Annotated in this window: 15 protein-coding genes; 13 read left to right on the top strand and 2 right to left on the bottom strand. The window is 39.9% G+C overall.

From position 1 onward, the window contains the following. The first annotated feature begins 63 nt into the window (after nucleotides 1-63). Genes luxS through PGH07_RS08835 form a run of 3 tightly spaced genes read left to right on the top strand, consistent with a single transcriptional unit; the run spans nucleotide 64 to nucleotide 1678 of the window. The gene (gene luxS / locus PGH07_RS08845; RefSeq protein WP_289414081.1) at nucleotides 64-582 is read left to right on the top strand and encodes an S-ribosylhomocysteine lyase; all 519 of its coding nucleotides are present in this window, start codon (nucleotides 64-66) and stop codon (nucleotides 580-582) included. Then, on the top strand, nucleotides 576-881 hold the full coding sequence (locus PGH07_RS08840; RefSeq protein WP_289414079.1) for a hypothetical protein: 306 nt from the start codon (nucleotides 576-578) through the stop codon (nucleotides 879-881). Before luxS ends, PGH07_RS08840 begins: the two co-directional genes overlap by 7 nt. Before the next feature lie 20 nt (nucleotides 882-901). Then, nucleotides 902-1678: a tRNA (5-methylaminomethyl-2-thiouridine)(34)-methyltransferase MnmD gene (locus PGH07_RS08835; protein ID WP_289414078.1), complete on the top strand. Its 777-nt coding sequence runs from the start codon at nucleotides 902-904 to the stop codon at nucleotides 1676-1678. Here PGH07_RS08835 and ribE read toward each other — a convergent pair. Further along, nucleotides 1672-2289 carry a riboflavin synthase gene (ribE, locus tag PGH07_RS08830; protein WP_289414077.1) on the bottom strand — a complete coding sequence of 206 codons (618 nt, stop codon included), beginning with the start codon at nucleotides 2287-2289 and terminating at the stop codon, nucleotides 1672-1674. The two genes, PGH07_RS08835 and ribE, sit on opposite strands and share 7 nt — an antisense overlap. Nucleotides 2290-2363: 74 nt before the next feature. On the opposite strand from ribE, the gene mnmG reads away from it, so the two are divergent. The 10 genes from mnmG (at nucleotide 2364) to PGH07_RS08780 (ending at nucleotide 13088) form a co-directional block, all read left to right on the top strand. Beyond that, the gene (gene mnmG / locus PGH07_RS08825) at nucleotides 2364-4238 is read left to right on the top strand and encodes a tRNA uridine-5-carboxymethylaminomethyl(34) synthesis enzyme MnmG (RefSeq protein ID WP_289414076.1); all 1875 of its coding nucleotides are present in this window, start codon (nucleotides 2364-2366) and stop codon (nucleotides 4236-4238) included. Nucleotides 4239-4297: 59 nt separating this feature from the next. After that, nucleotides 4298-5161, top strand: coding sequence for a hypothetical protein (locus tag PGH07_RS08820; protein ID WP_289414073.1), 864 nt, complete (start codon nucleotides 4298-4300; stop codon nucleotides 5159-5161). A 155-nt stretch (nucleotides 5162-5316) separates the two neighbouring features. Further along, nucleotides 5317-5823, top strand: coding sequence for a Rieske 2Fe-2S domain-containing protein (locus PGH07_RS08815; RefSeq protein ID WP_289414072.1), 507 nt, complete (start codon nucleotides 5317-5319; stop codon nucleotides 5821-5823). Between the two features lie 10 nt (nucleotides 5824-5833). Next, nucleotides 5834-7054 (top strand): cytochrome b, encoded by a 1221-nt coding sequence (locus PGH07_RS08810; RefSeq protein WP_289414071.1) that lies wholly within the window; start codon nucleotides 5834-5836, stop codon nucleotides 7052-7054. A gap of 12 nt (nucleotides 7055-7066) precedes the next feature. Further along, entirely contained in the window at nucleotides 7067-8014 is a 948-nt protein-coding gene (locus PGH07_RS08805; RefSeq protein ID WP_289414070.1) for a c-type cytochrome, read from the top strand. A 222-nt stretch (nucleotides 8015-8236) separates the two neighbouring features. After that, complete coding sequence (gene moaA, locus PGH07_RS08800) at nucleotides 8237-9211, top strand: GTP 3',8-cyclase MoaA (protein ID WP_289414069.1); 975 nt, start codon at nucleotides 8237-8239, stop codon at nucleotides 9209-9211. Then, complete coding sequence (locus PGH07_RS08795) at nucleotides 9211-9969, top strand: 7-carboxy-7-deazaguanine synthase QueE (RefSeq protein WP_289414068.1); 759 nt, start codon at nucleotides 9211-9213, stop codon at nucleotides 9967-9969. Before moaA ends, PGH07_RS08795 begins: the two co-directional genes overlap by 1 nt. Further along, nucleotides 9970-10551 carry a 6-pyruvoyl trahydropterin synthase family protein gene (locus PGH07_RS08790; protein WP_289414066.1) on the top strand — a complete coding sequence of 194 codons (582 nt, stop codon included), beginning with the start codon at nucleotides 9970-9972 and terminating at the stop codon, nucleotides 10549-10551. It abuts the gene before it with no gap. A gap of 47 nt (nucleotides 10552-10598) precedes the next feature. Next, on the top strand, nucleotides 10599-11297 hold the full coding sequence (locus tag PGH07_RS08785) for a c-type cytochrome (RefSeq protein ID WP_289414065.1): 699 nt from the start codon (nucleotides 10599-10601) through the stop codon (nucleotides 11295-11297). Nucleotides 11298-11471: 174 nt separating this feature from the next. Continuing rightward, nucleotides 11472-13088 carry a phosphoethanolamine transferase gene (locus PGH07_RS08780; RefSeq protein WP_289414064.1) on the top strand — a complete coding sequence of 539 codons (1617 nt, stop codon included), beginning with the start codon at nucleotides 11472-11474 and terminating at the stop codon, nucleotides 13086-13088. A 7-nt stretch (nucleotides 13089-13095) separates the two neighbouring features. On the opposite strand, the gene PGH07_RS08775 is transcribed toward PGH07_RS08780, so the two are convergent. Then, entirely contained in the window at nucleotides 13096-14322 is a 1227-nt protein-coding gene (locus PGH07_RS08775; protein ID WP_289414063.1) for a molybdopterin molybdotransferase MoeA, read from the bottom strand. Between the last annotated feature and the right edge of the window lie 8 nt (nucleotides 14323-14330).

The following is a 14330-nucleotide window of genomic DNA, read 5'->3' as shown; positions in this document are numbered from 1 at the left end:
ATTCATGATTCACTCATGAGTTTTTCCGTTATAATTTGAAAAATCATAAGAAGGAAAATATCTATGCCGTTATTAGATAGTTTTACAGTAGACCACACAAAAATGAAAGCACCTGCAGTACGTGTAGCAAAGAAGATGAGTAGTCCAAGCGGTGATGCAATTACAGTATTTGATCTAAGATTTACACAGCCTAACAAAGAGATGCTTTCTGAGAAAGGCATCCATACGCTTGAGCATCTTTTTGCAGGTTTTATGAGGGACCATCTTAACAGTAAGAATGTGGAGATTATCGATATCTCTCCTATGGGATGCCGTACCGGTTTCTATATGTCTTTACTGGGTACACCTAAGAAAAAAGAGGTAGCCAAAGCATGGAAAGAATCAATGGAAGATGTTCTGGAAGTGAAAAGCGAAAGCGATATCCCTGAACTTAATATCTATCAGTGCGGAACATGTAAGATGCACTCTTTAAATGAAGCACAAGAGATCGCACAAAAAGTACTTGATGAGGGTATCGGTACAATGAGCAATAAAAAGCTTAAAATGAGTAAAAAGCAACTTCAAAAGGCAGCAACATGCTAATCCTTATACCTGTAGACAGTGATAACGGAATTCAGGCTAAGATCACTGCTTTGCCTGATATGAAAAAGTGGGCACTGGTAGAATTCGATGAAGGAGAAGCAAAGTCTATTACATTCCATGATGACAGGACGGAAACAGGTGCAGATTGGATTGACTTTGTTATCCTTGAAAACCGTTTTGAGAATGCCATGGATTTTATGAATGAAGGGATGATGTGTCTTGCTCGCCGTGAAGAAGAGACGATTGAGGAGATACTCTCGGCATTTAAGTTCAAAGAACTGGATGAAATCGGTTTTTAGAGTAGAAAGGAGGTATTAGTGTGGGCAGCGGATATGATGAATCCCTAAGAGGTCAAAAAGAGGTGATTGTAACTGAGGACGGTTCAATGACGCTTTACTCGAAAGAGTTCGATCAAGCATACCACTCAACAAAAGACGGTGCATTGCAGGAGTCACTGCAAAAGCATGTCATTCCCGCTTTTTCTCTCCAAAAATACAAAGACAAACTTACCATACTCGATATATGTTTTGGCCTGGGGTACAATACCTTAGCTACACTTTACTATGTTAAATTAAACCATTTGGATACTAAGGTGCATATCATTTCTCCGGAATTTGACCGGGAACTTGTCGAGTCACTTTCAACATTTGAGTATCCTAAAGAGTTTGACAGTTTCAAACCGATTATCCGGGAACTTTCTCAAAACTTCTGTTATGAAGATGAACAGTTTAAGATCGAAGTACTGATCGGTGATGCCAGAGAAGTGATCCCAAAGATCAGTGAGAAGATAGATATCGTTTATCAGGATGCATTTAGCCCTAAGCAAAATCCATTACTCTGGACAAAAGAGTACTTCCATGATATTCGTGTGATCTGTAATGATGATGCGATCATTACGACCTATTCGACAGCGATAGCTACGCGTATGGGTTTATATGAAAATGGTTTTGAGATCTTTATTTATTATGGTGAAGAGGCGAGAAGATCGACTATTGCGAGTCCTCAAATGATCGAAGGATTGGAGTATGTAGATATGGAACTGAAAAAGCAGAGAAATAAAGATGCCAGAAGCATAAGCGATAAGGAGTTTCAATAACTCATCTGAATCGCATCGACTTCATCCCAGCTCATTGATTTTTTCCTGTTCCTGTGTGAAAGGATATGATCGATATATCTTGCAAAAAGATCAGTTTCCACATTGAGCGTTGTACCCACCTTATAATTTTTCATCAGTGTTTCATTGAGCGTATGAGGGATGATGGTTAGACGAAAACTATCTTCAAAGACATCATTAACGGTTAAAGAGATACCATCAATAGTGATCGAACCTTTAGGCACGATATGAGCTATGTATTTTGAATCCACCTTGATGATGAAGTCCGTAGCATTTTCTCTTGGAGTGATCTTGGCTACAGTTCCCACACAGTCTACATGTCCCTGTACGATGTGTCCTTCAAACCGGTCATTCATTTTCATCGCAGGTTCCATATGTACCTGTCCTGTGATCTTCGATTCATCGATGATTGAACGTGTTTCATCTGCAAGTTCCAGATCAAATCCGTCACTATTGACCTTGATAACTGTCAGACATACCCCGTTGATCGCAATAGAGTCACCCAGCTTTGCTTTGTGTTTGGACTGGATCGTCAAAATATTATTTCGATAGCTTTTGACAGTAGCGATTTCCCGGATAAGACCTGTAAACATAGTACCTCAATATATTTGGATATAATTCGATAATTATAGCAAAATCTTATTAGCAAAGATTGATGGAGAATTCAATGAATTATGAAGTAATAGTCATCGGTGGCGGTCATTCTGGTATCGAAGCAGCACTAGCTTCAGCACGTATGGGTGTGAAGACACTGATGGTGACGATATTGGCCGAGCAGATCGGTGCTTCATCCTGTAACCCTGCTATCGGTGGATTGGCAAAGGGGCACCTCGTACGCGAAGTCGATGCACTTGGTGGAGAGATGGGATTATGTACGGATAAAACAGGTATTCAGTTTCGTACTTTAAATGCTTCTCGCGGTCCAGCCGTAAGAGGGACTAGGGCACAGATCGATATGGATGCTTACCGTATCTATATGAGGAAAGTAGTGCTTAACACGGAAAACCTGGATGTGAAGCAGGAGATCGTAGAAGGGCTGATTATTGAAGATAATGTTGTGAAGGGTGTTACTACACAGCTTGGCAATGAGTATATGGCACCTAAGGTGATCATCACTGCCGGTACATTTCTTAACGGACTGATCCATATTGGTGAAAAGACACAGACTGCAGGAAGACAGGGAGAATTTGCCTCTGTAAAACTGGCTGAGTATCTAAGAGGATTAGGCCTTGAGATCGGAAGGTTGAAAACAGGTACCTGTGCAAGGATCGATGGTAAAAGTATTGATTTTAGTGTGATGGAAGAACAACCGGGTGATGTACCTCCTCCACCATTTTCATTCCGTACAGATAAAAAGACCTTTAACCCTACTCAGTTACCTTGTTATGTGACTTATACCAATGAGACAACTCACAATATTATCGAGAGTAACTTTTACCGTGCACCAATGTTCTCAGGCCAGATCGAAGGGATGGGACCAAGGTATTGTCCAAGTATCGAAGATAAGATCAACCGTTTTAGGGACAGACCTCGTCATCAGATCTTTGTAGAGCCACAAACGATGGAAGCTACTGAGTTTTATATCAATGGTATGAGTACTTCTTTGCCAACTGATGTACAGCTGGATATGATCCATTCAGTAGAAGGGATGGAGAATGCAAAGATCGTACGTTACGGTTATGCAATCGAGTATGATTATCTCTATCCGACAGAGTTAAAGCATACGCTTGAGGTCAAAAAGATCGAGGGACTCTACTTTGCTGGTCAGGTCAATGGAACGACAGGATATGAAGAGGCAGCAGCACAGGGGCTTATGGCCGGCATCAACGCAGCACTCAGTATACAGGGGAAAGAGCCTTTGATACTCAGACGTGATGAAGCATACATCGGGGTTTTGATCGATGATCTAGTGACAAAGGGAACGAGAGAACCATACCGTATGTTCACAAGCCGTGCAGAGTATAGACTATTGTTGCGTGAGGATAATGCTGATATGAGGCTTTCTCCTTATGGTAAAGAGCTTGGTCTGCTTGATGAAGACTATATTGAAAAGTTTGAAGCAAAAAGAGCGGACATTGAGGAAGCACTAAGCTTTTTACGTGATAACTTTGTGACACCGACCAAAGAGTTTCTTGCCCAACTTGAAGAGATAGGAGCGGTCAAGATCAATGATAAGACAGCATGGATCGATGTGATCGGGCGTGGTGATTTTGACAGAGATAAACTTATCACTCTTTTACCTGAATTTGATAAGTACAGCGATGAGGTAGTAGAGCAAATTCTGGTAGAGGCGAAGTACAGCCGTTATATTGAAAATCAGCAAAAGCAGATTGAAAAGATGAAAGACATGCTTAAAGTTAAAATCCCTGAAGATTTTGAATACCGAACTGTATCAGGTTTGAGTAACGAAGTGGTTGAAAAGCTTGAAAAAGCAACTCCTCCGACACTGTTTGCAGCATCAGAGATCTCTGGTATCACACCTGCATCATTGGAGATACTACACGTACACATTAAAATGCGACAAAAACAGAAGAATAAATAGAAGTTTTTTAGTTAACTTCGGTATAACAAGATATAGAGATTGCAAGACAAGGATAATAAATGTTGTACTACTATGCAAATACCGGGCATAAGATAGGTCTGGATCGAGTCAAAAGAGCAGTAGCATTGTTAAAAGCATTAAACGATAAAGGCGTAGAGACAAGACTTTTGGTCAATGATTTTAGAGCAGGATTAGCAGCCAGAGAGTTAGGGTTGCGTGATTATGTGACCATTGAAGGAGTCATGGATATCGATGCGATCGCTGATACGGGCGATTCGATCATTATGGATACTCCAGAAGATGACAGGGGGCGTATCCAGAAGTACTGTTCAGACTTTTCTCATGTATTTCGTTTTGCCAACAGTTCTGAAGATGAAGTCCGCGTGAGTGAAGTACTTTTTAAGCCTGAGTGTGATGATGAGAACTGTATAGAGGCACTCATTGTAGACAGCATGTATGAGAGTAGTGAACCCAAAAAGGAGAGAGTACTCTTTTTTCTTTCAGATGCAGACTATGACAAAGAGATCTTGAGTAATAAAGAATTTTTTCAAAATGCGGGTATGGAACTGCTGCTTGGGAACTATTTTTTTGTGAAGTATGAAGATGAGTTGGCTGAAATCTTTGAGAGACTTCATGAAGCTGAAGAGTATGAAGATCTACTCAAAACCTCTTCTCATATCGTGACAGCATCTGGACAGACTGCGTTGGAAGCCCATGTATGCGGTGCAAAAGTAGTCTATATCAATACAGCAAGAGAAGATATCATCCCGCTTTCAGTGATCAAGGGACTTGATATACCTGTGATTGAAGGTTTTAATAGAGCTGCTTATGAAGGAGTAGATAAAAATCAAAAGAGTGAAAAAACACTTAACTTCTCAGTTGATCAAATTTCCGACCAACTGATTGACAGACTTAAAAGCTAATTAAAACATCAAAAAATTAGGAGTTCAAATCTCCTAATTTACTCCCAGAAACAAGAACTTTTTTTATCCCCAAATTAATGGAATTTTTCAATTATATTTTTATTTAATATCTACTATAATATATGGTTAAACATAACAAAAGGAAAGGAGTAGGTATGAAAGAAAAAGGTCGTAGAGACTTTATGGGTATGGCACTAGGTGGCTTTACTGCATTGGGTGGCCTGGGTGCACTCTATGCAATGAAGCGTAGCTGGGATCCGTTACCAAGTGTTAAAGCTGCTGGTTTTACCACTATTGATCTGAGTGCTGCACAAGAAAATGTGCTAAATGTAGAAAAATGGAGAGGGAAGCCAATTTTTGTACTTAAGAAGTCAGCGGATATGACGCAGGATGAAAGAGATATCGTAATCGGTTCTGACAGATTTCACGTATCTATAGGTCTATGTACGCACCTTGGATGTATTCCGGCATATTTGCCAGATGCTAAAAAATTCAAGTGTGCTTGTCACGGGGGAGAATTTGATACTGCAGGACATCAGATCTTTGGACCGCCGCCAAGTCCACTAGAGATACCTCCGTTCAAAATCGAAGGTACTACACTAGTACTTGGTGAAGAAGGACCTGAGTTTAAAAAAATGAAAGACGCTGGTCTAATAGTATAAGGGAGAGAAGATGGCAAAATTTGATGAAAAAGCAAGACCATTTTCTGAAAAATGGTTAGATGAGCGTTTAGCGGTCAATACTCTGAAAAGAGTCCTTTCAACAGAGTATTGGATTCCAAAAGATATTAACTTTCTATGGGCAATGGGAATGGTACTTGCAGCGACTTTCGGTTTGCTACTTATCTCCGGTATTTTTCTTTTGATGTACTACAAGCCAGATGTCAATATGGCATTTGATTCTGTAAACTATACGATCATGTCTGAAGTTGGTTTCGGTTGGCTTTGGAGACATATTCATGGGGTAGCGGCATCAGTCGTATTCTTGATCATCTATATCCATATGTTCACGGGTATCTACTACGGTTCATATAAAAAAGGTAGAGAGCTTATCTGGATCTCAGGTATGTTGTTATTTGTGACTTTTTCTGCAGAAGCTTTCTCTGGGTATATGCTTCCATGGGGACAGATGAGTTACTGGGCTGGTATGGTTATTACAAACCTTTTCTCTGGTGGTTCTCTTGAGGCGTATGGTCTTGTTGAATGGATTAGAGGTGACTATGTACCTGGTGATGCGTTCCTTACAAGATTCTTCATGCTTCACGTATTATTATTGCCACTTGTAATCATAGGGCTTATCGTACTTCACTTCGGTACACTTCGTATCCCGCATGTTAACAACCAAGAGGGTGCAGAGATCGATTTTGAAGAGGCAGCTGAACTTTACAAAGCTGGTAAGAAAAAAGAATCAAAAGTGATTCCGTTCAATCCGGTATTCTTAAGTAAAGATGTTTTTGTAATGGGTGTATACTTTATCCTGTTCTTCTATTTGGTGTTCTACCATTTTGAATTTGCAATGGACCCGGTAAACTTTGACCCGGCAGATGGATTGAAAACACCACCGCATATCTATCCGGAGTGGTACTTCCTATGGAGTTATGAGATTTTGAGACCATTCCCTAAAGATCCAGGATTGATCGCATTTGGTATTGCTCAAGTTGCACTATTCATGCTTCCGTTCATTGATAGAAGTCCAAATGTTGCACCTGCACACAAAAGAGGATTGTTCTTTGTATGGTTCTGGGTATTCCTTATTGATATGATCGTACTTACTGTGCTTGGGAAACTTCCACCGGAAGGAATCTTCAATACTTTAGGAGCAGTTGCAGCGGTTATCTTCCTCTTATTGGGGCCTGCATTGATAGTAATCACAAAACTTGAGAAAAAACTATAGGAGGCAGGTAAGATGAGAGAACTAAAAATATTAGCAATTGTTGTATTCTTTACACTTGTCACTTACTACGGGGTTGAGCCTTTTGCTCACTCAAAAATGCATAAGCATGTAGAAGGACATGGATTTGTCTATGATGGTACAGCAGATGTAGAACAAGCATCTGATGAAAAAAAAGAGACTAAAAAAGCGTTCTGGAATGACGTAAACGAGATCGCGAAACTTGAAGGTAATGTTGCAGCTGGTGAAGCCGGGTTTGCAATGTGTATGGGATGTCATATGGATGGTGCTGTCGCAATGGGCGGTGTCGTACCACCAAGCCTTGAGCATGCAGGTGCATTGTATGATAAGAAATACTTGATCGCAGTTGTGAAAAACCCTGCTATGGCGATGAATACTGATCACAAATTTGCAGATCCTATGATGCATCCGATGGGTCCTGTTATGACAATGTTCATGGACAATCAATCTATCGCTGATGTCGTAGCTTATCTTAAGGCTAAAAAAGCAGGAGAAGTGACTCCTAAGGAAGCATTCACGGATGCATGTAGCAGATGTCACGCGATGCGTTATGCGAAAATGACACAGCTTGGAGATACACCGACATTCAAGTATGAGAAAGATGCACTGGCATATAAAATCAATGTACTTGACGCACAAGACGGTGTAAAAGGATACATGGGTAAATTGCCACCGGATCTTTCTATCATCATTAGAGCAAGAAGTGAGCACTTCCTTGAAACATTCATCGAAAACCCTCAAACTCAGCTTCCAGGTACCTCAATGCCTAGAGTTGGTCTAAATGAAGAGGGATATGAGAAAGTGAAAGAATTCCTTACTGAGATCGGTGATCCGAGTAAACCAAAAAGAGAGGCAGTAGGACCGTATGTGATTCTCTTCTTTGTTGTATTTGCTTTCCTCGCATTCCTATGGAAAAAGTATCAGTGGAGAGATTTACATTAATTTGACGCAATAGGGCGAAGCCCTATTTGCTACGCTAACGCTGAGTTTTTCTCAGCGGAAAGCTCTCGCGACTTGCCGCTCTTGGCTAATTACATTTTTAAACTTCATTTTTCAAGACTTTTTACGTTTGATCACTATTATCCTATTTTTATCTAGTTTTGGATACCCTACAAAAAAATTTATCTCAAAAATGTTATTTTTTTTGGGAATTATGGATATGTAATGCTTATAGATGGACACGGACGTACTGTTAACTATCTTCGTATCTCAGTAACAGAGCGATGTAATTTTAGATGTCAGTACTGTATGCCGGAAAAGCCCTTTTCATGGGTACCCAAAGAGAATCTACTAAGTTTTGAAGAGCTCTTTTTGTTTGTGAAGGTAGCCATAGATGAAGGCGTGAACAAGATCAGAATTACCGGTGGGGAACCGCTACTTAGAGAGGATCTGGATAAGTTTATCAAAATGATCTCAGACTATAAACCTGATATTGATCTGGCATTGACGACAAATGCTTTTCTGCTTCCTGATGCCGCACAAAGGTTGAAAGATGCAGGATTGAAGAGGCTCAATATTTCTCTAGACTCACTAAAAACTGATGTTGCAGCAAAAGTAGCAGGGAAAGACGTACTAAGTGAAGTACTTAAAGGGATAGATAAAGCTTTAGAAGTAGGACTTCAAGTAAAGATCAATATGGTACCGCTTAAAGGTATCAATGACGATGAGATCCTTGATGTGATGGATTATTGTAAAGCACATGGTATGAAAGTACGTTTTATCGAATATATGGAAAATGAACATGCAGATAAAGCACTTAAAGGGATGCATGGACGTGAGATCCTCGCGAAGGTAAAAGAACGTCATACGATCAAAGCACTCGGACGTGAAGGTGCAAGCCCTTCATTTAACTATCTGCTTGATGATGGGTACGAGTTTGGATTGATCGATCCGCATAAGCATGATTTTTGTGAAAGCTGTAACCGTATCCGTCTTACGGCCGAAGGATTCTTGATCCCCTGTCTTTACTTTGATGAAGCGATGAGTATTGCAGAACATGTGAAAAAAGGCGATGTTGAAAGTGCTGCAGGTGTACTTGCACAGGTACTTAAAGATAAGCCGAAAGAGAACCGTTGGAGTGAAGAAGAGCTTGAAGACAGAGAGCTATCCAAGCGTGCATTTTATGAGACGGGTGGCTGATGTTTTATCTTACTGAAGAGTTTTTTTCTATACAGGGAGAAGGGAAATACGCCGGAGTACCATCTTACTTTTTACGGACTGCAGGGTGTAACCTGAGTTGTCCTGGGTTTGGTGCACGTTACGAGGTGAATGGAGAGGTTCAGTATGGATGTGACACTTACTTTGCAGTAGATAGAGGTTTCGCCAAGTCCTGGATAAAGATAGAGCAAGCTTCCGCTCTTATAGAAAAACTTAATGCCGAGTTCGAACAGATCGGATATTTACCTCATGTGGTGATCACCGGTGGAGAGCCATTACTTTACCATAAAGATGAAACTTTTTATGACGTAGTACAATGGTTGATAGATGCAGGCATTGATGTAACCTTTGAGACTAATGGGACAGTTGAGATTGATTTTGAATCTTATCCTGCGTATGCATCCTGTATATTCTCTCTTTCACTCAAACTTTCCAACTCAGGTGAACCAAAAGCAAAACGTATCTTACCTGAAGCGTTAAATGCAATTGCAAACTCTGCAAAAGAAGCGTTTCTGAAATTTACGATAGATACCCCTTTGATCGAGAGTACGGCATTGGAAGAGATCAAAGAGATCAGAGAGATCGTTCCGCAGTTAGCAGTATATTGTATGCCGGTAGGGGAAAGTCGTGATACAATATGGAAAAATGACAAAGCTGTTTTCGGATTTTGTATGAAGCATAATTTTCGGTATAGTGATAGACTACATATCCGTGTTTTTGATACGACACAGGGGGTCTAAATGTTAATACGTAAACTATTTAAATTTGAAAATGCCCATATCGTACGTGGATGCACGACGCAAAGATGCAGTCAAAATATCCATGGACACTCTTACAAGGTTGAAGTGCTTTTAGAATCTAACTATCTTGATGATGGACAGATGGTCTATGATTTTGGATTGACCAAATTGACAATTAAAGAGCTGATAGATTCGTTTGATCACAGTATTACCTTATGGCATAAAGATGATGCAGCATATCTTCAAGCGATGAAAACTCATAGTGCCAGGTGGGTAGAGTTACCTGTGTCTCCCTCTGCAGAACAGTTCAGCCGTGTGATCTATCTAATGGTTGAGCGTATCTTAGCGTGCACTGCAATGCAAAATGGTGAGAGAGAAGTGAAGCTGCACAGTATTATCGTACATGAAACAGATACAGGATATGCACAGGGATTCAAAGAGGATGCACACAGTATACTGATGGGAGAGATCAAACTTGAAGAGATCATCTTCTCTGCTCAGGTACAAAAAGAGTGGAGCGACCCGGGAATTTGGGACAAACTCTTAAAGATGGAGAAGATCGCTAACCCTACAATTGTTTAACGATTTTAATGTATAATGATTCTAACTCATATTTAAAAGGAAGCATAATGAAAAAAGTGGTATTACTTTCAATCGCAGCAGCCGCAGTACTGTTTACAGGATGTAGCGAAGAGACAAAAAAAGCGGCATCTGAAACTGCAACTGCAGCAAAAGAGACAACACAGTCGGCAGTAAAAGATGCGGAGACAGCGGTAACAGAAACGGTACAACAGGTTGTAGAAACCACTAAAGAAGCAGCGCAAGAGGCTAAGGAAAAAACATCAGAAGCAATTGAAGCGACAAAAGAAGCAGTAGCTCCGGTTGTGGAAGGTACTAAAGAAGCAGCGGAAGATATTATTAATCCAATTACTGGTCAAGTAGAGAAAACACCTGCATCGGCTGAAGAAGCTACTACTGTAGTAACATCTGCCCCAGCATCGGAGATGGAAGAACCTACAGAGGAAACAACAGTTTCTACATTAGAGACTGAAGAAAAAACAGAGACGGAAACGACCGCTGATAATGAAGCAGGGAAAACACTCTTTGCAAAATGTGCAAGTTGTCATGGAGCTGACGGTAAAACCAAAGCACTTGGCAAGTCCGAGATCGTTGCAGGACAAAGTGCTGCTGATCTTGAGACAAAGATTACAGAGTATAAAGCAGGGACAAGAGATGTAGCCGGTATGGGAGCTTTAATGAAAGGTCAAGTCGCTACATTGAGTGATGAGGATATTAAAGCACTTGCAGCATATATGGCTACACTGTAATTTTTAGAGAGTTTGTTTGTTACAAACTCTCTCCTTCAATTTGCTTATTTCACTTCATAGTTTCTAAAATTGTTTTTTATCCTGTATGCTTTATGTATGATGCCAAGAATAGATTGTACATTTACATTTTTTATAGGATTTGGATTTAAAAAATAGATGACTGATGATAAAAAAATGTTCACCAAAAGAATACGTTCATTGAAAAACTTTACACAGCTTAAGCTTATTATTTTGACAAGTATATTCCTTGTGCTATTTGATAACTATGCATTTTTTAAAAGTACAGTTGATATCTATCCCATCCATGAAAATATTGCATTTTTATTTTCTCTTGGAGTAGTTTTAGGTACATTGACAACATTACTTTTAATACTGTTCAGTTCAAAGTATACCACTAAGGCCATTTTGATTATAGTTGTTTTGGTCTCATCCCTGACAAACTATTTTATGAATACCTATTTTGTCGTGATCGATAGTGAAATGATCCGTAATACCGTTCAAACAAATATGAATGAGCTTTTGGATCTGTTGACATTGAACCAGGTAGGATATTTTCTATTTTTGGGTGTTCTTCCATCATGGTTTATTTACCGTTCAAAAATTGTTTATCAACCAATGCGAATAGAATTGATAGTCAAAATGAAAGTGATAGTTATTTCACTACTCATTATTTCCGGTACGGTTTTTATTTTCAGTAGATATTACACCTCATTTTTTAGAGAACATAAGCCACTTAGATACGCTACCAACCCTACGTATTGGATCTACTCTATCGGAGACTATATCAATAAGATCTATAATAACGGCCCTGTGATTGTCAATGCGATCGGTGAAGATGCAAAAGTAGTAAGAAAACAGGGAGATAAGCATAAGATCGTTATTGTTGTAGTAGGAGAAGCTGCTAGAGCAGATCATTTCAGTTTGAATGGTTATGAAAGAGAAACCAATCCACTTTTAGTAAAGCAGGATGTTATCAACCTTTCAAATGTTTTCTCCTGTGGTACATCTACTGCTGTTTCGGTACCGTGTATGTTCTCGATCTATGATCATAATGACTATAGCTATAATAAAGGGATATCAACGCAGAATGTTTTAGATGTTTTGAGTCATACCAATGAGATAGCTGTTCTCTGGAGAGACAATAACTCAAACAGCAAGGGTGTCGCACTCAGAGTACCTTTTGAGGATTATAGGATGCCTGAGAATAATCCAATTTGTGAAGGGAGCGAGTGTAGAGATGAGGGAATGCTGGCAGGACTGGATAGTTATATTGACCAGCACCCAAAGAAAGATATTTTGATCGTATTACACCAGATGGGTAATCACGGCCCGGCTTATTATAAACGCTATCCTAAACGTTTTGAGATGTATACACCTGTGTGTGAAACAAATCAGGTAGAACAATGTACACAAGAAGAGATCAACAATGCCTATGACAATGCACTTCTCTACACAGATTATTTTTTAAATGCAACCATTGAATTTCTTAAAAAGTATGACAAAACACATGCAACAGCAATGGTATACATGAGTGATCATGGTGAAAGTTTGGGTGAAAACGGTCTTTACCTGCATGGACTGCCTTATGTAATGGCACCAGAATCACAAACACATATCAGTGCGTTGATGTGGTTCAATACCTTCTTTAATGTGGAGAAGAAAATTCAAAAGTTCAAAAAAAGTAAGGATAAAGAGTATACACATGATAATCTCTTTCATACACTATTGGGACTTTTTAATGTGCAAACAAGTGTTTATCAACCATCAAAGGATATATTGTATATCCCCTAATGTAAAATCACTCCGAGAAACGGTTGATGAGGTCCTCTGTTTTTTCTGTACATGATTCCCATCTTAGCGGGATCATTTTGACTGTACTGTTTATTGACAAGTGAGCAATATCAGGACTAAGGAGTATCATCCCGTCAGCTTTTTGCATTGGTGATACCATCCCCGGTTTTTGATTGTGGATCGGTGTAAATGACTTTCCATCAAATGTACCCAGCAGTGCTGTAGTTTTTCCGCCTTTTAGTTTCAGTTCTTCTCCCATGATCGTCGTGACAGTTCCATGGCGTGCATCATTTCTTCCGCTCATTTTACGGATAATGGCTCTGATAAAAAGCTCGTAGTTTACCATAGAGGCAAGAGGATTACCCGGCAGGTTCACCACAACGGTTCTCCCTATGGTCCCAAATACAGTAGGACGTCCCGGTTTGATATCGACTTTTTCAAAATGTATCTGCATACCAAGATTGGTAAAAGCCTCTTTGGTAAAATCCTTATCGCCTACACTTACCCCACCACTCGTAATGATAATATCCGCATCAAGTACAGAAGCAACGGAATCTTGAAGTGCTTCAAGCGTATCAGCACTGGAACGGATAAATCGTACTTCACATCCCAGCTCTTTGCTTCTAGTGAGAAACATAGGAGAATTGGAGTTATAAAGCTGGTGATCTTCAATTTTTTCAAAATGAGGGCGGAGTTCATCCCCTGTTCCAAAGATGGCTATTTTGATCTTTCGGTTTACTGTGATATGAGTAACTCCCTGAGACGCAAGTGATGCTACAGTATAGGCATTGATCACTTCTCCTTGATGAAGATAGGTCGTATCCTTTGCTATATCTTCTCCTGCTAAACGAATGAAGTTACCCATTTTGATGTTACCTGGCAGTGTGACTTTGTCTTGTTCGATGGTCACATCTTCGATAGGTACGATCGCTTCACATCCTTTTGGGATGGGTGCTCCTGTCATGATTTTGATCGCATGGCCTATTTTGAGCTCTATAGAAGGATTGTCTCCTGCATAGATAACCTGGGTGCAAAGTACAGTAGAACCTGCATCTGATACTTTTACAGCATAGCCATCCATTGCCGAGTTATCAAATCTTGGGAGGTTGAAATTAGCAGTATAGGAGTCTTGTACCACACGGCCGACAGAGTATTCAATAGGGATGATCTCACCGTCTAATGGAGTAACTTTTTCATTGATGAGATCCAGTGCTTGAGGGATGGATACGAGCATAATAAACC

This window comes from Sulfurovum zhangzhouensis, from assembly GCF_030347965.1.
Lineage (GTDB): Bacteria > Campylobacterota > Campylobacteria > Campylobacterales > Sulfurovaceae > Sulfurovum > Sulfurovum zhangzhouensis.
The sequence above is the reverse complement of the archived record's forward strand: the minus strand, read 5'-3'. Positions and strand labels throughout refer to the sequence as shown.

What these genes read in the sequence shown, in the direction of transcription:
- ribE (WP_289414077.1), bottom strand. Translation starts at nt 2,289, where the DNA reads ATGTTTACAGGTCTTATCCGGGAAATCGCTACTGTCAAAAGCTATCGA.
- PGH07_RS08820 (WP_289414073.1), top strand. Translation starts at nt 4,298, where the DNA reads ATGTTGTACTACTATGCAAATACCGGGCATAAGATAGGTCTGGATCGA.
- PGH07_RS08810 (WP_289414071.1), top strand. Translation starts at nt 5,834, where the DNA reads ATGGCAAAATTTGATGAAAAAGCAAGACCATTTTCTGAAAAATGGTTA.
- PGH07_RS08795 (WP_289414068.1), top strand. Translation starts at nt 9,211, where the DNA reads ATGTTTTATCTTACTGAAGAGTTTTTTTCTATACAGGGAGAAGGGAAA.
- moaA (WP_289414069.1), top strand. Translation starts at nt 8,237, where the DNA reads ATGCTTATAGATGGACACGGACGTACTGTTAACTATCTTCGTATCTCA.
- luxS (WP_289414081.1), top strand. Translation starts at nt 64, where the DNA reads ATGCCGTTATTAGATAGTTTTACAGTAGACCACACAAAAATGAAAGCA.
- mnmG (WP_289414076.1), top strand. Translation starts at nt 2,364, where the DNA reads ATGAATTATGAAGTAATAGTCATCGGTGGCGGTCATTCTGGTATCGAA.
- PGH07_RS08785 (WP_289414065.1), top strand. Translation starts at nt 10,599, where the DNA reads ATGAAAAAAGTGGTATTACTTTCAATCGCAGCAGCCGCAGTACTGTTT.
- PGH07_RS08790 (WP_289414066.1), top strand. Translation starts at nt 9,970, where the DNA reads ATGTTAATACGTAAACTATTTAAATTTGAAAATGCCCATATCGTACGT.
- PGH07_RS08840 (WP_289414079.1), top strand. Translation starts at nt 576, where the DNA reads ATGCTAATCCTTATACCTGTAGACAGTGATAACGGAATTCAGGCTAAG.
- PGH07_RS08775 (WP_289414063.1), bottom strand. Translation starts at nt 14,322, where the DNA reads ATGCTCGTATCCATCCCTCAAGCACTGGATCTCATCAATGAAAAAGTT.
- PGH07_RS08805 (WP_289414070.1), top strand. Translation starts at nt 7,067, where the DNA reads ATGAGAGAACTAAAAATATTAGCAATTGTTGTATTCTTTACACTTGTC.
- PGH07_RS08780 (WP_289414064.1), top strand. Translation starts at nt 11,472, where the DNA reads ATGTTCACCAAAAGAATACGTTCATTGAAAAACTTTACACAGCTTAAG.
- PGH07_RS08815 (WP_289414072.1), top strand. Translation starts at nt 5,317, where the DNA reads ATGAAAGAAAAAGGTCGTAGAGACTTTATGGGTATGGCACTAGGTGGC.